Source organism: Parashewanella curva (assembly GCF_003675895.1).
Lineage (GTDB): Bacteria > Pseudomonadota > Gammaproteobacteria > Enterobacterales > Shewanellaceae > Parashewanella > Parashewanella curva.
Map to the genome: position 1 here is coordinate 63,388 of NZ_ML014760.1, position 15,002 is coordinate 78,389.

18 protein-coding genes and 1 pseudogene are annotated in these 15,002 nt (G+C 41.7%); 17 read left to right on the top strand and 2 right to left on the bottom strand.

Going from position 1 to position 15,002, the window contains the following annotated elements:
• Nucleotides 1-72: 72 nt before the first annotated feature.
• The 7 genes and pseudogenes from rpmH to D5018_RS05025 all read left to right on the top strand — a co-directional run.
• Nucleotides 73-210 carry a 50S ribosomal protein L34 gene (gene rpmH / locus D5018_RS04995; RefSeq protein WP_006083827.1) on the top strand — a complete coding sequence of 46 codons (138 nt, stop codon included), beginning with the start codon at nucleotides 73-75 and terminating at the stop codon, nucleotides 208-210.
• Nucleotides 211-216: 6 nt separating this feature from the next.
• Nucleotides 217-579: a ribonuclease P protein component gene (rnpA, locus tag D5018_RS05000; protein WP_121837909.1), complete on the top strand. Its 363-nt coding sequence runs from the start codon at nucleotides 217-219 to the stop codon at nucleotides 577-579.
• Nucleotides 546-800 (top strand): membrane protein insertion efficiency factor YidD, encoded by a 255-nt coding sequence (yidD, locus tag D5018_RS05005; protein ID WP_121837910.1) that lies wholly within the window; start codon nucleotides 546-548, stop codon nucleotides 798-800. Before rnpA ends, yidD begins: the two co-directional genes overlap by 34 nt.
• A 3-nt stretch (nucleotides 801-803) precedes the next feature.
• Nucleotides 804-2,438, top strand: coding sequence for a membrane protein insertase YidC (yidC, locus tag D5018_RS05010; RefSeq protein ID WP_121837911.1), 1,635 nt, complete (start codon nucleotides 804-806; stop codon nucleotides 2,436-2,438).
• Nucleotides 2,439-2,649: 211 nt separating this feature from the next.
• On the top strand, nucleotides 2,650-4,017 hold the full coding sequence (gene mnmE, locus D5018_RS05015; protein ID WP_121837912.1) for a tRNA uridine-5-carboxymethylaminomethyl(34) synthesis GTPase MnmE: 1,368 nt from the start codon (nucleotides 2,650-2,652) through the stop codon (nucleotides 4,015-4,017).
• A 183-nt stretch (nucleotides 4,018-4,200) separates the two neighbouring features.
• Nucleotides 4,201-5,136, top strand: coding sequence for a site-specific integrase (locus tag D5018_RS05020; protein ID WP_121837913.1), 936 nt, complete (start codon nucleotides 4,201-4,203; stop codon nucleotides 5,134-5,136).
• A pseudogene (locus D5018_RS05025) lies at nucleotides 5,087-5,425 on the top strand (ISAs1 family transposase); the annotation flags it as partial. The gene D5018_RS05020 and the pseudogene D5018_RS05025, both read left to right, overlap by 50 nt.
• Before the next feature lie 34 nt (nucleotides 5,426-5,459).
• On the opposite strand, the gene D5018_RS05030 reads toward D5018_RS05025, so the two are convergent.
• Nucleotides 5,460-6,266 carry a hypothetical protein gene (locus tag D5018_RS05030; protein WP_121837915.1) on the bottom strand — a complete coding sequence of 269 codons (807 nt, stop codon included), beginning with the start codon at nucleotides 6,264-6,266 and terminating at the stop codon, nucleotides 5,460-5,462.
• 105 nt (nucleotides 6,267-6,371) lie between these two features.
• Nucleotides 6,372-6,776: a PliI family lysozyme inhibitor of I-type lysozyme gene (locus tag D5018_RS05035; protein ID WP_121837916.1), complete on the bottom strand. Its 405-nt coding sequence runs from the start codon at nucleotides 6,774-6,776 to the stop codon at nucleotides 6,372-6,374.
• A gap of 115 nt (nucleotides 6,777-6,891) precedes the next feature.
• Here D5018_RS05035 and mioC point away from each other — a divergent pair, with 115 nt between their 5' ends.
• The 10 genes from mioC (at nucleotide 6,892) to atpH (ending at nucleotide 14,993) form a co-directional block, all read left to right on the top strand.
• Nucleotides 6,892-7,329, top strand: a complete 438-nt coding sequence (gene mioC / locus D5018_RS05040; RefSeq protein WP_121837917.1) for an FMN-binding protein MioC — start codon at nucleotides 6,892-6,894, stop codon at nucleotides 7,327-7,329.
• A 488-nt stretch (nucleotides 7,330-7,817) separates the two neighbouring features.
• Nucleotides 7,818-9,707, top strand: coding sequence for a tRNA uridine-5-carboxymethylaminomethyl(34) synthesis enzyme MnmG (gene mnmG, locus D5018_RS05045; RefSeq protein WP_121837918.1), 1,890 nt, complete (start codon nucleotides 7,818-7,820; stop codon nucleotides 9,705-9,707).
• Nucleotides 9,708-9,823: 116 nt separating this feature from the next.
• On the top strand, nucleotides 9,824-10,453 hold the full coding sequence (gene rsmG / locus D5018_RS05050) for a 16S rRNA (guanine(527)-N(7))-methyltransferase RsmG (protein ID WP_121837919.1): 630 nt from the start codon (nucleotides 9,824-9,826) through the stop codon (nucleotides 10,451-10,453).
• Nucleotides 10,454-10,462: 9 nt separating this feature from the next.
• Nucleotides 10,463-11,239, top strand: coding sequence for a ParA family protein (locus D5018_RS05055; protein ID WP_121837920.1), 777 nt, complete (start codon nucleotides 10,463-10,465; stop codon nucleotides 11,237-11,239).
• Between the two features lie 9 nt (nucleotides 11,240-11,248).
• Complete coding sequence (locus D5018_RS05060; RefSeq protein WP_121837921.1) at nucleotides 11,249-12,160, top strand: ParB/RepB/Spo0J family partition protein; 912 nt, start codon at nucleotides 11,249-11,251, stop codon at nucleotides 12,158-12,160.
• A 269-nt stretch (nucleotides 12,161-12,429) separates the two neighbouring features.
• Nucleotides 12,430-12,813, top strand: coding sequence for an ATP synthase subunit I (locus D5018_RS05065; protein ID WP_121837922.1), 384 nt, complete (start codon nucleotides 12,430-12,432; stop codon nucleotides 12,811-12,813).
• 12 nt (nucleotides 12,814-12,825) lie between these two features.
• Nucleotides 12,826-13,620, top strand: a complete 795-nt coding sequence (gene atpB, locus D5018_RS05070; RefSeq protein ID WP_121837923.1) for a F0F1 ATP synthase subunit A — start codon at nucleotides 12,826-12,828, stop codon at nucleotides 13,618-13,620.
• Between the two features lie 64 nt (nucleotides 13,621-13,684).
• A complete protein-coding gene (atpE, locus tag D5018_RS05075; RefSeq protein ID WP_121837924.1) occupies nucleotides 13,685-13,936 on the top strand; it encodes a F0F1 ATP synthase subunit C in 252 nt (83 codons plus the stop codon).
• A gap of 37 nt (nucleotides 13,937-13,973) precedes the next feature.
• Entirely contained in the window at nucleotides 13,974-14,444 is a 471-nt protein-coding gene (gene atpF / locus D5018_RS05080) for a F0F1 ATP synthase subunit B (RefSeq protein WP_121837925.1), read from the top strand.
• Nucleotides 14,445-14,459: 15 nt separating this feature from the next.
• The gene (atpH, locus tag D5018_RS05085) at nucleotides 14,460-14,993 is read left to right on the top strand and encodes a F0F1 ATP synthase subunit delta (protein ID WP_121837926.1); all 534 of its coding nucleotides are present in this window, start codon (nucleotides 14,460-14,462) and stop codon (nucleotides 14,991-14,993) included.
• Nucleotides 14,994-15,002: the final 9 nt, after the last annotated feature.

Genomic DNA, 15,002 nt, shown 5'->3' on the forward strand with positions numbered 1-15,002 from the left:
TAGGTTCTGTTCTATTTATATAGAAAAGGGCTAAAAGTCAGCTTAACTATAGATTAAAGACGGATTGCCAAAATGAGTAAACGTACTTTCCAACCAAGCAACCTTAAGCGTAAGCGTTCTCACGGCTTCCGCGCCCGTATGGCTACTGTAGGTGGTCGTAAGGTTTTAGCACGTCGTCGTGCTAAAGGTCGCGCTCGTTTATCTGCTTAATGTTTAATGGCAGATAAACAACAAACCTTTCCGCGGGAGTTACGTCTGTTAACTCCCGCTCAATTTTCCACTGTTTTTTCTAATCCTATCAAGGCTTCTTCTGCTGAAATAACACTGTTAGCGGTCAGTAATGATCAAAATCATCCTCGTATGGGCTTAACGGTTCCTAAAAAGCAGGTGAAACTTGCCGTAGCTCGAAATCGAGTTAAGCGTATCATTCGTGACAGTTTTCGTTGTCATCAACATGATTTGCCAGCCATTGACATTGTGGTGTTGGTTCGTCATGGTGTAACTAAAATGGATAACGCTGCTCTACATAAATTGGTGGAAAAATTATGGCGAAAGCTATGTCGCCGTTACAATGGATAGGCATAACACTCGTTCGTACCTACCAAATTGTGATCAGTCCACTACTTGGACCGCGATGCCGCTTTGTCCCAACCTGCTCCCAATATGCTATTGATGCAATAAAAATCCACGGATTTTTCAAAGGGAGTTGGTTTGCAATCAAACGCATATTAAAATGTCACCCTTTACATCCCGGCGGGAGTGATCCCGTCCCCGAAAAAAACGACAGGTGTAACAAATAGGCTATGGAATCTCAACGCAATATATTGCTAATTGGTCTGCTGCTTGTGAGCTTCTTACTGTGGCAACAGTGGCAAGTGGATAAAAACCCACAACCCACACAAACCGCACAGCAAACCCAAACCACTGGCAATGCTATTAATCATGCTGGTACTTCTGATGTACCTGAAGCGGAGCATTCCGTACCGACTTCAGTTACAGCTTCAACACAATTAATTGAAGTAACCACAGATCAACTTAATGTCAAAATTAATCCTGTTGGTGGTGACATCGTTTATGCCGCTTTGGTATCTCATAAACTTGAGCAAGGTAAAGACGAACCATTTGTTATTTTGCATCAAAACCGAACCTTTACTTACATTGCCCAAAGCGGTTTGATTGGTAAAGGTGGTATTGATAGCGTAAATGGTCGCGCAACATTTAGCAGCGGCAAACCAAGCTATCAGCTCGAAAATGGTGAAGATACCCTTAAAGTACCATTGACTTATGTAGCAGAAAACGGCGTAAAGTACGTAAAAACCTTTACCTTTACCCGTGGCAAATTTAACGTTGGTGTGAGCTATGACATCAACAACACTTCAAGCCAAGCGCTACAAGTTCAGATGTACGGTCAACTAAAAGAAAGCATTCAAGATCATGAAACTAGCATGATGATGCCAACTTATCGTGGCCCTGCATTCTCAACCCAAGATACACGCTACGAAAAATATAAGTTTGATGAGCTTGTTAAAAACCCACTTAAAGAACACACCTTAGGTGGTTGGGTTGCAATGTTGCAACACTACTTTGTTTCAGCTTGGGTTCCGCCTGCTGGTGACAAAAATAGCATTTATACCAGCACCAGTGCCGGTGGCCTAGCCAATATCGGTTTCCGTGGTGCGGTATACGACGTTCAGCCTGGTGCTTCTCAAAGCATTAAATCTGAGTTTTATGTTGGGCCTAAAGATCAAGAAGCCCTATCCGCGCTTTCACCAACCTTAAACCTTGTGGTGGATTACGGTTTCCTATGGTGGCTGGCTCTACCTATCCACTGGTTATTGATGTTCTTCCAATCGGTTGTGGGTAACTGGGGCGTTGCGATTATTTTGATCACCTTAGTGGTTCGTGGTGGTTTATACCCGCTCACCAAAAAGCAATATACTTCAATGGCTAAGATGCGTGACTTACAACCTAAGTTACAATCATTGAAAGAACGCTTTGGTGATGACCGTCAAAAGATGGGTCAGGCAATGATGGAATTGTACAAGAAAGAAAAAGTAAACCCTATGGGTGGCTGTTTACCTATCCTGCTGCAAATGCCAATCTTCATCGCACTTTACTGGGTGTTGATTGAAAGTTACGAATTGCGCCATGCACCATTCATGCTGTGGATCACCGACTTATCGGTTAAAGATCCATACTATGTATTGCCTGTATTAATGGGGGCAACCATGTGGCTAATGCAAAAAATGCAGCCTATGTCGCCACAAATGGACCCAATGCAGCAAAAAATGATCCAGTACATGCCACTTATCTTTATGGTGTTCTTCTTATGGATGCCTTCAGGGATCGTACTTTACTGGGTAGTGGGTAACTTAGTTGCTATCACTCAGCAAAAAATCATTTACGCTAAGCTGGCTAAAAAAGCTGAAAATAAGTAATAAAATCAGCATTAGCTAAGTGATAATATAAAGGCGGCTATTAGTCGCCTTTTTTATTAATACTATTTCCATTCAAGTGGTATTAATAAAAATAATATTGATGATAGTGATAATTCGATAAGACAACCGTCCGTTACAGGATGTACGCTTCTGTTGTCGTTCGTATTATCGCTATCTTGCATTCCACATAGACAAATCACAGGAAAGTACCGTGACCACAGATACCATTGTTGCCCAAGCTACCGCACCCGGTCGTGGAGGGGTTGGCATAATTCGAGTTTCAGGCCCATTAGCTGAGCAAGTTGCTCTATCTGTATTAGGTCATGTTCCTAAAGTGCGTTACGCTGATTATTGTGATTTTAAACAACAAAACCATAGCGTAATTGATCAAGGTATCGCGTTATTTTTCAAAGGTCCCAACTCCTTTACCGGTGAAGATGTGCTTGAACTTCAAGGTCACGGCGGTCAAGTTGTGCTAGATATGTTGATCAAACGCGTGTTAGAAACCCAGGGCGTACGCACCGCCAAACCGGGTGAGTTCAGTGAACAAGCCTTTATGAATGACAAACTGGATTTAGCCCAAGCCGAAGCCATAGCCGATCTCATTGATGCCTCAAGTGAACAAGCCGCTAAAAGTGCCCTACACTCTCTGCAAGGTGAATTTTCTAATCACATTCACCGGCTGGTGGACGATGTCACTAACTTACGTTTATATGTCGAAGCCGCCATTGATTTTCCCGATGAAGAAGTGGACTTTTTAAGTGACGGTAAAATTGCCAACAAGCTTAACCAAATCATTGATAGTTTAAGCAGCGTAAAATCCAGTGCTCAACAAGGGGCTATTATGCGTGAAGGCATGAAAGTCGTCATTGCAGGTCGCCCTAACGCAGGTAAATCATCATTATTGAATGCGTTAGCAGGTAAAGAATCAGCCATTGTGACAGACATTGCAGGTACGACTCGCGATGTACTGCGTGAACACGTACATTTAGATGGCATGCCACTACACATCATTGATACAGCAGGTCTTCGTGATACTCAAGATGCGGTTGAAAAAATCGGGATTGAGCGCGCATGGGAAGAAATCGACCGCGCCGATCGTGTGTTATTCATGGTCGATGGTACTACCACAGATTCGGTCGATCCTCACGATATTTGGCCAGATTTTATCGATCGCTTACCTAAAAACCTTGGTATCACCGTCATTCGCAATAAAGCGGATATTACTGAAGAGACTCTTGGCGCTCACGATAACGAATCCAAAGATCATCCTGTATTTGGTATTTCAGCTAAAACAGGTGAAGGAGTCGATAGCCTAAAAGAGCATTTAAAAACCTTGATGGGTTATCAAAGTAATCTTGAAGGTGGCTTTATTGCCCGTCGTCGTCATTTAGAAGCTTTGGATCTGGCAACACAGCATTTACTGCAAGGTAAAGAGCAACTTGATGTTTATATGGCGGGTGAACTCTTGGCTGAAGAGCTAAGAATGACCCAAATGGCACTGTCTGAAATCACCGGAGAATTTACCTCAGATGATCTTTTAGGCAAAATTTTCTCGTCCTTCTGTATTGGTAAATAGATAGGTAAAACAAAGAAAAAAAAGAACTAAACAAAGTTAAAATATCTAATATAACCATATAGTTAATGTGTTACTGATATTTCTTTAGTTTCCTTTCTTTGCTAAAAGTGTTCCACCAATGCCCCACCAACTGCAACTGGTGGAGCATTGGTGGAACACTTTTCGTAACATGAGGAAAAAACTATGAAACTTGCCATCGAACGTAAATCAGCAGATAGCCAAGGACGGCAAAAGCAGTTTCTCACCAGAAACTATGGAACAACCACGGATCACACAGGAAAGCGCATCCAAAGAAGAAAACGCCAATCCTTAGACTTATACGTATACCAACCCCCTAAAGACAAAAGCCAACGAGATCATAACCGCAAAGCCTTAGAGCTTGCCGAAAAGATCAGGGCGAGAGCCCTTGTCGAGCTAGCTCAAAATAAAAAAGATTTTGAAAATGAGGATAGGCTACAGCAAAGCTTTTATGCTTATATGCAAAGAGTTATAGATGAAAAGGAAAAAACAGGCAGTATTTCCAATCACTCAATCTGGGTATCTTCACTGATTCACCTTAAACGATACACTAAAGCCATTGACCGAACTTTTGAAGAAATGAATGTGTGCCTACTCAGCGGCTTTCGTGATTACCTCTGCAATGTTGCCACCACCAAATCCAATAAGTTACTTTCTAAAAATACAGCATCCAGTTATTTCAATAAAGTCAGAGCCACCCTATCCCAAGCGTATCGTTTTGGAATAATCAAACAAAACCCTATACACCAAATAAAAAGCATCAAGCCAGATCAAAATAAACGAAACTATCTGTTTGAGTCAGAAATAAAAGCCATCTCTCAAGCAGAGTGTAGGTACGATGTATTAAAACGAGCCTTTCTATTTAGCTGCATGACTGGAATAAGATGGAGTGATATACAAAAACTTACTTGGAAAGACATTCAACAAAGTGACGGAGATCATAGGGCGATTTTCAGTCATCAGAAAACGGCATATCAACAATACCTTGATCTTCCTATAGATGCTTTAACACTAATGGGTGAACCACAAACACCAAAAGAACGTGTTTTTAAGGGACTCAAAAGGCAAAGAGCCAAGCTTAGAATATCGTTATTACATTAGTTCAGCAGAGCTGACAGAAGAAAAGTTCTCCGAAGCTGTTCGAGCACATTGGGCTGTTGAGAATAGTCTGCACTGGGTACTTGACCTCAGTATGAATGAAGACAGATCCCAAATATACAAAGACAACGGTGCCGAGAACTGGGGAATATTGAGGCAAACTTCTTTAAATATGTTGAGAAAAGAAAAAACAAAAATAAGCATCCCAACAAAAAGAAAGCGAGCTTGGATGAAAACAGATTATCTCGAAAAGGTTTTAAAGGCTGGGCTAACTGTAGCGGACGAAATTTAAACACTCGCGCGGTTGCCCTAGGCTAACCAATATCTCATTTGGGTATTCTATTACTCATCGCAGCTTTTAGTGCTTTTTCAGTATCTGTAAGCCCACATTTAAATTTATAACCAAGGATCTCAGCATCAGGCTTTAATCTGTTCCCTATTTTTATCACTCTCCAACATTCATGCCCTTCATTAACAATTCTATTTGGATCAACCACAGAGTGAATAAGCCTTTTATCTTCAAATTTTTCTGCTTTGGGAACCCATGCCGATTCCATTGACGGTGTCATCTCACTTAACGTACCTAGCTGTGTTTGTGTCTCAGCATAGTGGCCAGCGGCCAATGACAGTTCTGCTACCTGCTTTCTTTGTAAATAAGATCTTGTCGCCGATTTTATACTCTCTATTGATGGTATTGACGGCGTTACTTTTGAAGATGTCCCAAGAGTTATCTTGTTGACCACTTTTTGATTATTTTTGGAGTCTGTAGGGGGTTGCGAAACAGGTTTAGATGAAACCACCTTTTCTTTTACGGTTAACGTTTCAGGTTGATGCAATGACTCAGAAGTGAGTTCTTTTTGAGTGAAGTACAAATATGAATGAACATATCGAGTATTTTTTGCTTCCGCAAGAGCCACTTTTTGAGGTTGAATAGCGACAATATTCACATTGAGAACGAAAACAAAAAGACTATTTAATGTCAGAGCTAGCGCAATATACTTAATATTTAATAAGGGTTGTGATTCGCGAGTCGTTATAGGTTCTTCAACAGCAGACCCCTTTATCGCCTTAAAATTGATATAATCCGAAGTGTATTCACCTCCACAAATACTTCCTTGTTTCTTATCATCCATTCTACTTCAACATCCAATTTACACACACTCATTTACCATGAGTTAATAGACTCCAATTGGAAAAATAAGTTCTAAAAACAGAGAATTACTCTCAACACAATAATGTTATGTCGATTTTATAAAATTAAGATTATTGCCATAAATTCGATAGCGATCTTTTTGCCGATAACCACCACTGCCAACACTTTGTATGGTTACTTGGATCACAGCTTGTGAATTGGATTGTTCAATGATATCTACCGCTATTACCACCCCATCTCGTGGTTGGATCAAGCCAGTTGTAAAATTATCAAACGGAAAGTTAGGCTCGGCAACACCATACAAACACACGCTATAACTACCAATGCTGGCAGCTTCATATTGAGGAACATCAACCACAATATGTTGACCAGAGGTTAAATTTAGAACTTTATGGAAGGATGAGTTGATAGCTAAAGGCTTATCTTTCATTGGATTAGCCTGACAGCCCACCAAGGCCAAAACCATCAATGTTATGACTAAAGACTTCATACTCGACTCATAAATTATGAAGAATATTTCATTCACTGTATCTCATATCTAATATCGAATTACATAAGTTTTCAATGCTAAGATGCAGTTAGATAACACTTGTAGGTAAAATTAAATGGCAAAAATAGAAGTAATTGTTGGTACAACAATGGGCGGTGCTGAGTATGTTTCAGATGAGTTAATCGCATTATTAGAACAACATGATGTCACTCAACATCTAGAACCTAACCTTGATGAGATCCCTCATCATGGCATCTGGTTGGTAGTATCTTCAACTCACGGTGCTGGTGAGTTACCCGACAATATCCAACCTTTCGCACAACAGTTAATGGATCAATCACCTGATCTAAGCCAAGTAAATTTTGCGATTTGTGCCATTGGCGACTCAAGTTACGATACTTTTTGCCAAGGGCCTGAAATTTTGATCCAAGGTTTTCAACAGCTCGGTGCCACTGCTATTGTGGATAAGATCCAGATCGATGTTTTAGACGAAAACCTGCCAGAAGATACCGCTATCAGTTGGTTAGAAAGCTGGAAAGATCAAATAGCCTAACTTTCCTGTATTTCATTTCAAGTTTCCCACACCTTAGATCGCCTTTATTCACGAGTTATCCAGACTATGGATAACTCTGTGGGTAAACTTGGATCTAGCTCTGATCAAGCAGGAATAAGATCATCATCAAAAAGGAACATGATCGCCCCTGTGGATAACATGCAGATCTATCCCCAGCTTATTTGAGGATTGATCGCAAGCTGATCACACGATCCAGTAACACCTTACCTATTGATATAAATACATTTTATTTCGTTATGCACATAGATCGTGTTACTTAATAATAAGTAATAATAAAAGATCTTTATATAGATCTTTATATATTATATAGCGGATCCGTTGATCAAATTCGATTTCACTTCATCATTCACTCATTGTGGGTAACGTGATAAAATACCTCCCTTACAGACATCCTGATCGAACTGAAAAATAATTCTCATGATGTCAACGATCGTTATCGCGTATTACCGCAAATTTAAAGGTGTGAAATGCAGTTTCATGAAGCGTTTGATGTCATCGTAGTCGGTGGTGGCCATGCTGGAACAGAAGCCGCTTTAGCGGCAGCAAGAATGGGATCGCAAACCCTATTATTGACTCATAATATTGATACTTTGGGTCAAATGTCATGCAACCCTGCCATTGGCGGTATAGGTAAAGGACATTTAGTTAAAGAGATCGATGCGCTTGGTGGTGCGATGGCCATTGCTACTGACTATGCCGGTATACAGTTTCGAACTTTAAATTCAAGTAAAGGCCCAGCAGTTAGAGCTACTCGTGCTCAGGCCGATCGAAGCTTGTATCGAGCCAAGATCCAACAAATATTACAAAACCAACCTAATTTACGTTTATTTCAGCAATCCGCTGATGACTTAGTGATTGAAAACGATCGCGTTGTTGGGGTGGTTACCCAAATGGGATTAGCATTTCGTGCTAAAACCGTAGTGTTAACAGCAGGCACATTTTTAAGTGGCAAGATCCACATTGGGCTTGAAAACTACAGTGGTGGCCGCGCCGGCGATCCACCATCAATCAGTCTTGCAAAACGCTTGCAAGAACTGCCAATGCGTATGGGGCGTTTAAAAACCGGAACCCCACCTCGCCTTGATGCTAATAGCTTAGACTTCTCGCAAATGGCTGAACAAAAGGGCGATGATCCTTTGCCTGTGATGTCGTTTTTAGGCAATGTAGATCAACACCCGCAGCAGATCAGTTGTCATATCACTCATACTAATGAGCAAACCCACGACATTATTCGTGGTGGATTAGACAGAAGCCCTATGTATTCTGGCGTGATCGATGGAGTTGGACCGCGTTATTGTCCATCGATTGAAGATAAGATCATGCGCTTTGCTGACAAAGATTCTCATCAGATCTTTATTGAACCAGAAGGCTTAAATACTAATGAGATCTATCCAAATGGGATCTCAACCAGCTTACCGTTTGATGTACAGCTAAACTTAGTGCGATCCATCAAGGGCATGGAAAATGCTCAGATCATTCGTCCGGGTTATGCCATCGAATACGATTACTTTGATCCACGAGATCTAAAAAACTCACTAGAGACCAAATACATCGATGGTTTGTTCTTCGCTGGTCAAATCAACGGTACTACGGGTTACGAAGAAGCCGGAGCTCAAGGTTTATTAGCTGGGATGAATGCCGCTTTGCAAGTACAAGGTAAAGCGTCATGGTGTCCACGTCGTGATGAAGCGTATCTTGGTGTGCTGGTTGATGACTTATCAACCTTAGGCACTAAAGAGCCTTACCGTATGTTTACCAGCCGCGCAGAATATCGTTTGCTGCTGCGTGAAGACAATGCTGATATGCGTTTGACTGAAAAAGGCCGTGAGCTAGGTTTGGTAGATGATACCCGCTGGCAAGCCTTTAGTGACAAAAAAGAAGCGATTGAGCAAGAGCAGCAACGTTTACGTAGCCATTGGGTACATCCAAATTCAGAGTTGGTTGATCAGTTGAATCCACATTTAAATACGCCAATTTCCCGTGAAGCCACCTTTGAGGAATTGTTGCGTCGTCCAGAAATGGATTATGACAAGCTAACTTCGATTGAAGGATTTGGTCCAGCACTAGAAGACCCGTTAGCGGCGGAACAAGTACAAATTCAAGTGAAGTATTCTGGTTACATTCAGCGTCAGCAGCAAGAAATTGAAAAACAGCAGCGTAATGAGAATACCGGTTTACCGTCAGATCTGGATTATCAAGAAGTGCCTGGATTATCTAATGAGGTGATAGGTAAGCTTAATGATGCCAAGCCAGAAACCATTGGCCAAGCGTCACGCATATCGGGAATTACCCCCGCGGCAATTTCAATATTATTAGTACATCTGAAAAAACGTGGCCTTTTACGGAAATGCAGCTAATTTTTTGTAAAAATATCGAAAAAACGCACTAAGGGAAGACGAATGTCTTCCCTTGTTGTTTGTAGAGCTTCATAATATCTGTTTACTCTTTTTAACTGGATTTGGTGAGTCTAAGCATGACATCAGAGTTAAAGCAGCAATTGGCGTTAGATCTTCAAGCGGCAAAATTAACCGTTACCGAGCAACAACAGCAGCAACTTTTAGGTTTAATTGCTATGCTTGATAAGTGGAACAAAGCTTATAACTTAACTTCGGTGCGTGATCCTAAGCAAATGCTCACAAGGCATATTGTCGATTCGATCGTCGTCTCACCTTACTTAACCGGACAACGTTTCATTGATGTTGGTACTGGTCCAGGATTACCTGGGTTACCGTTAGCTATTTTAAATCCAGACAAAGAATTTGTATTACTTGATAGTCTTGGCAAGCGCATTCGCTTTCAAAAGCAAGTGCAGTTTGAACTTGGCATTCACAATGTCACGTCAGTGGAAAGCCGAGTAGAAGCTTATCAAGATGAACGAGGATTCGATGGGGTTTTAAGTCGAGCCTTTGCATCGATCAAAGATATGTTAAATTGGTGTCATCATTTACCGAATGAACAAGGTATTTTTTATGCCCTGAAAGGGCAATTAACCGATGATGAAATGGCACAGATCCCTGATGGTTATCATGTCATTGACACCATAGAACTACAAGTACCTCGTTTAGATGAACAACGACATTTACTGAAGTTACAGACAAAATAGGACAGGAATGTGGCAAAAATTATTGCTGTAGCGAACCAAAAAGGTGGCGTAGGAAAGACAACCACTTGTGTGAATTTAGCGGCGTCATTGGCGGCCACTAAACGCAAAGTACTGTTAATCGATCTTGACCCTCAAGGCAATGCCACCATGGGTAGCGGTATCGATAAGTACGACGTGAAACGCACGGCTTATGATTTGTTGGTAGATGAAACGCCATTTAAAGAAGTTGTAGTTAATTCAAGTGGTAAGTACGATCTGATCGCCGCAAATGGTGATGTTACGGCGGCCGAAATTAAGTTAATGGAGTTTTTTGCTCGAGAGGTGCGGTTAAAAAATGCATTAGCGCCAGTTAAAGATGACTACGATTTTATTTTTATCGACTGTCCACCGTCATTGAACATGTTAACTGTTAATGCCATGTCTGCAGCCGATAGCGTATTGGTACCAATGCAGTGTGAATATTATGCGCTTGAGGGGTTAACGGCATTGATGGATACCATTAGTAAGTTAGCGGCGATGGTAAACCCGGGCTTGGGCATTGAAGGGATTTTACGCACCATGTACGATCCCCGTAATCGATTAGCTAATGATGTGTCTGATCAGTTGAAACAACACTTTGGTGATAAAGTATATCGGACTGTGATCCCAAGAAACGTGCGTTTAGCTGAAGCACCAAGTTTTGGTGCGCCAGCTATGTATTACGACAAATCTAGTGCAGGTGCTAAAGCTTACTTAGCATTGGCAGGTGAGATCATTCGCCGTAGTGAGCAAAAAGCGACGGCTTAAGGAAACAAAATGACAGTGAAAAAACGTGGATTAGGTAAAGGACTGGATGCCTTACTGAGTACCAGCAGAGTATCTCAACAAAAGTTGGAGCAAGCGCAAACAGAAGCGGAGCAAAAAACAGAAGCTCAGACTCAAGTTGTTCCAGGTCATAATGAATTGATGCGTCTTGATGTTGATTTACTCACACCGGGAAAATACCAACCACGTAAAGACATGTCTCCAGATGCCCTTGATGAATTGGCCGAATCCATCCGTGTTCAAGGCGTGATCCAGCCGATTGTGGTACGTAAGCTCGAAAGTGGAAAATATGAAATTATTGCAGGTGAGCGTCGTTGGCGTGCATCGATGCAAGCCGAACTTGAAAAAGTCCCTTGCATTGTTAAACAAGTGCCAGACGAATCTGCGGTTGCCATTGCCCTAATTGAAAACATTCAGCGTGAAGATCTCAATGCCATGGAAGAAGCCATTGCTCTTGAACGCTTATTGAATGAATTTGAATTAACTCACCAACAAGTAGCCGACGCTGTTGGTAAATCTCGTACAACTGTGACTAATTTATTACGCTTAAACGGGTTAACTGATCCTGTTAAACGTTTATTAGAGCACGGTGATTTAGATATGGGTCATGCTCGCGCGCTATTGGCGGTTGAGGGGGAGTTGCAAACCACGTTAGCTCGACAAGTGGTATCTAAAGATTTAACCGTTCGCGATACCGAGCGCTTAGTGAATAAAGCCTTAAGCCCAGAAAAAGAACAAAAAGCCAAACAAAAAGACAATGATATTGAACGCCTAGAAGCACAGCTGATTGAACGATTGGGAGCGAAAGTGGCAATCAGTCATAACAGTAAAGGCAAAGGTAAAATTGTTATTAATTATCAAGATTTGTCAGAGCTTGACGGCATCTTAAGTAAAATTCATTAATATCATAATAACTAGTCGTTTATAAGCGGACATAAACGACTAGTTATTCATTTGTTTACACTTACTACATCACCTTCCATCAAATTGTTAATGTGATCTGACAGCCTATTTACCACTGTTCTGATTGCAAACCCGTTATTTTCGTGTTTACAAAGTTGCATTGAAACCCCACTCCGGTATACTTTCGCCAGCTTTTTTGTCTGAATCGCCTTGAATAAAAAATTCATTGGCAATATCGATAAAAAAAGTATGGAAATGGAGAGGGTAATTTGACTGCGATTTTAGCTCGTCGTGGCCGTAGTGCCGCCTATAAATTGGTTTTGGCTCAAGCTGTGGTGTCTGTCGTCAGTTTTATCATCTTCTCTATCGTATGGGAATTACAATACGGGATCGCCGCTTTTGCGGGGGGCCTTGTTGCTGTAGTTCCTAATTTTGTGTTCGCAACCCTTGCTTTCTCTCGTTCGGGAGCAAGCCAAGCAGATAAAGTCTTAAAAAGCTTTTACTGGGGGGAAGCGGTAAAGTTGCTGCTGACAATAGCGTTATTCTCGTTGATATTTAGTGTGTTCAAATTCGGTTTTATGCCGGTATTTGTCGGTTATTTATTAGCGTTGATGGTGCATTGGACGGCACCTTTATACTTCAAGCAAAGTTAAGTGGGATGAATCATGGCTGCATCTGGTGAAGCGCTAACACCGCAGGGCTATATCCAACATCACCTTACCAATTTAACCGCTGGTGAGGGGATTTGGACGTGGCACGTTGATTCATTGTTCTTTTCGGTAGGTTTGGGTGTTCTTTTCTTGTGGGTGTTCCGCAGTGTTGCCAAAAAAGCGACAACAGGCGTTCCTGGAAAGCTTCAATGCTTTGTAGAAATGATTGTTGAGTTTGTCGACAACAGTGTTAAAGAGACCTTCCACGGTAAAAATGCTCTGATTGCACCTCTTGCGTTAACCATTTTCGTATGGATCTTCCTGATGAACTTCATGGATATGATTCCTGTTGACTGGCTACCTGAGTTAGCTATGGCAATGGGTGTTCCATATTTGAAAGTGGTACCTTCAACGGATCTTAACATTACCTTCAGTTTAGCTTTAGGTGTGTTCTTGCTGATTATTTATTACAGCATTAAGGTCAAAGGTGTATCAGGCTTTGCAAAAGAACTGACACTACAGCCTTTTAACCATAAGGCAATGATACCAGTCAACCTCCTGCTAGAATCCGTAACACTCATCGCTAAACCAATTTCATTGGCTTTGCGTTTGTTCGGTAACTTGTACGCGGGTGAGTTGATCTTCATCCTTATTGCGCTGATGTACGGTACTAACTTGGCTCTATCCGCTCTAGGTGTGACTTTACACTTAGGTTGGTTAATCTTCCATATCTTAGTTATTACCCTGCAGGCGTTTATCTTCATGATGTTGACCATTGTTTACTTAAGCATGGCACATGAAGATCATTAAGGATTGCTGAAGAAATTTTTAACTAAATCAAACAACTAAATTAGATTTAGAATCGGAGATAAAGATGGAAACGATTTTAGGTATGACAGCAATCGCTGTTGCTCTACTGATTGGTATGGGTGCATTAGGTACTGCAATCGGTTTCGGCCTATTAGGTGGTAAGTTCTTGGAAGGCGCTGCTCGTCAACCAGAAATGGCTCCTATGCTTCAAGTTAAGATGTTCATCGTAGCGGGTCTACTTGACGCCGTAACTATGATCGGTGTGGGTATTGCATTGTTCATGCTGTTCACCAACCCATTAGGTGGCATGCTGTAACACACGCTTCTGTCTTAACTCTAATTAGGAGGCTGTTGTGAATATCGGCATCACTCTATTATGGCAGACGTTAGCATTTGCAATCTTCGTGTGGTTCTGCATGAAGTATGTATGGCCACCTCTTCTAGCTGCAATTGAAGAGCGCCAGAAGAAGATAGCTGACGGTCTAGCTGATGCGGATCGCGCCGCAAAAGATTTAGAGTTGGCTCAAGCGAAAGCCACTGACCAACTAAAAGAAGCCAAAGCTAGTGCAAACGAAATTATTGAGTCCGCTAACAAGCGTAAAGCTCAAATCGTTGATGAAGCTAAAGCTGAGGCTGATGCTGAGCGTGCAAAAATCATTGCTCAGGGTCACGCAGAAATTGAAGCCGAACGTAATCGCGTAAAAGAAGAACTGCGTAAGCAAGTTGCTTCTCTAGCCATTCAAGGTGCTGAAAAAATCCTTGAACGTTCAATTGATCCAGACGCGCACAGTGACATTGTTGAAAAACTGGTTGCTGAAATTTGATAAGGGAGTGGAGTTATGGCTGAGTTAACCACCATTGCTCGCCCTTACGCAAAGGCAGCGTTTGATTATGCGGTTGAGCAAAGTGCCGTTGAATCTTGGGCAGAAATGCTTGAGTTTGCAGCACTGGTCGCAAACCACAAAGAAGTTGCTCCAACATTGAAAGGCTCTTTAGCCCCTCAAAAGTTGGCGGAATTTTTTAATGGTATTTGTGGCGACCAGCTTAATGCTCATGGTCAAAACCTGATCAAAGTAATGGCTGAAAACGGACGCTTAGAAGTTCTACCTGCTGTTGCTGAACTTTTTGTTGAGTTTCGTAATGCTTGGGCGAAGGAAGTAGAAGCTGAAGTGGTTTCTGCAACTGAATTAAGCCAAGAAAAACTTGAACAAATCAGCAAGCAACTAGAACAGCGTCTAGCACGCAAAGTAAAGCTGAATTGCAGCATTGATGCTAGCTTAGTCGCTGGTGTCATCATCAAAGCAGGCGACCTTGTCATTGATGGTTCTGTTCGCGGTAAATTATCGCGTCTGACCGATGACTTGCTGTCGTAATTGGGAGTT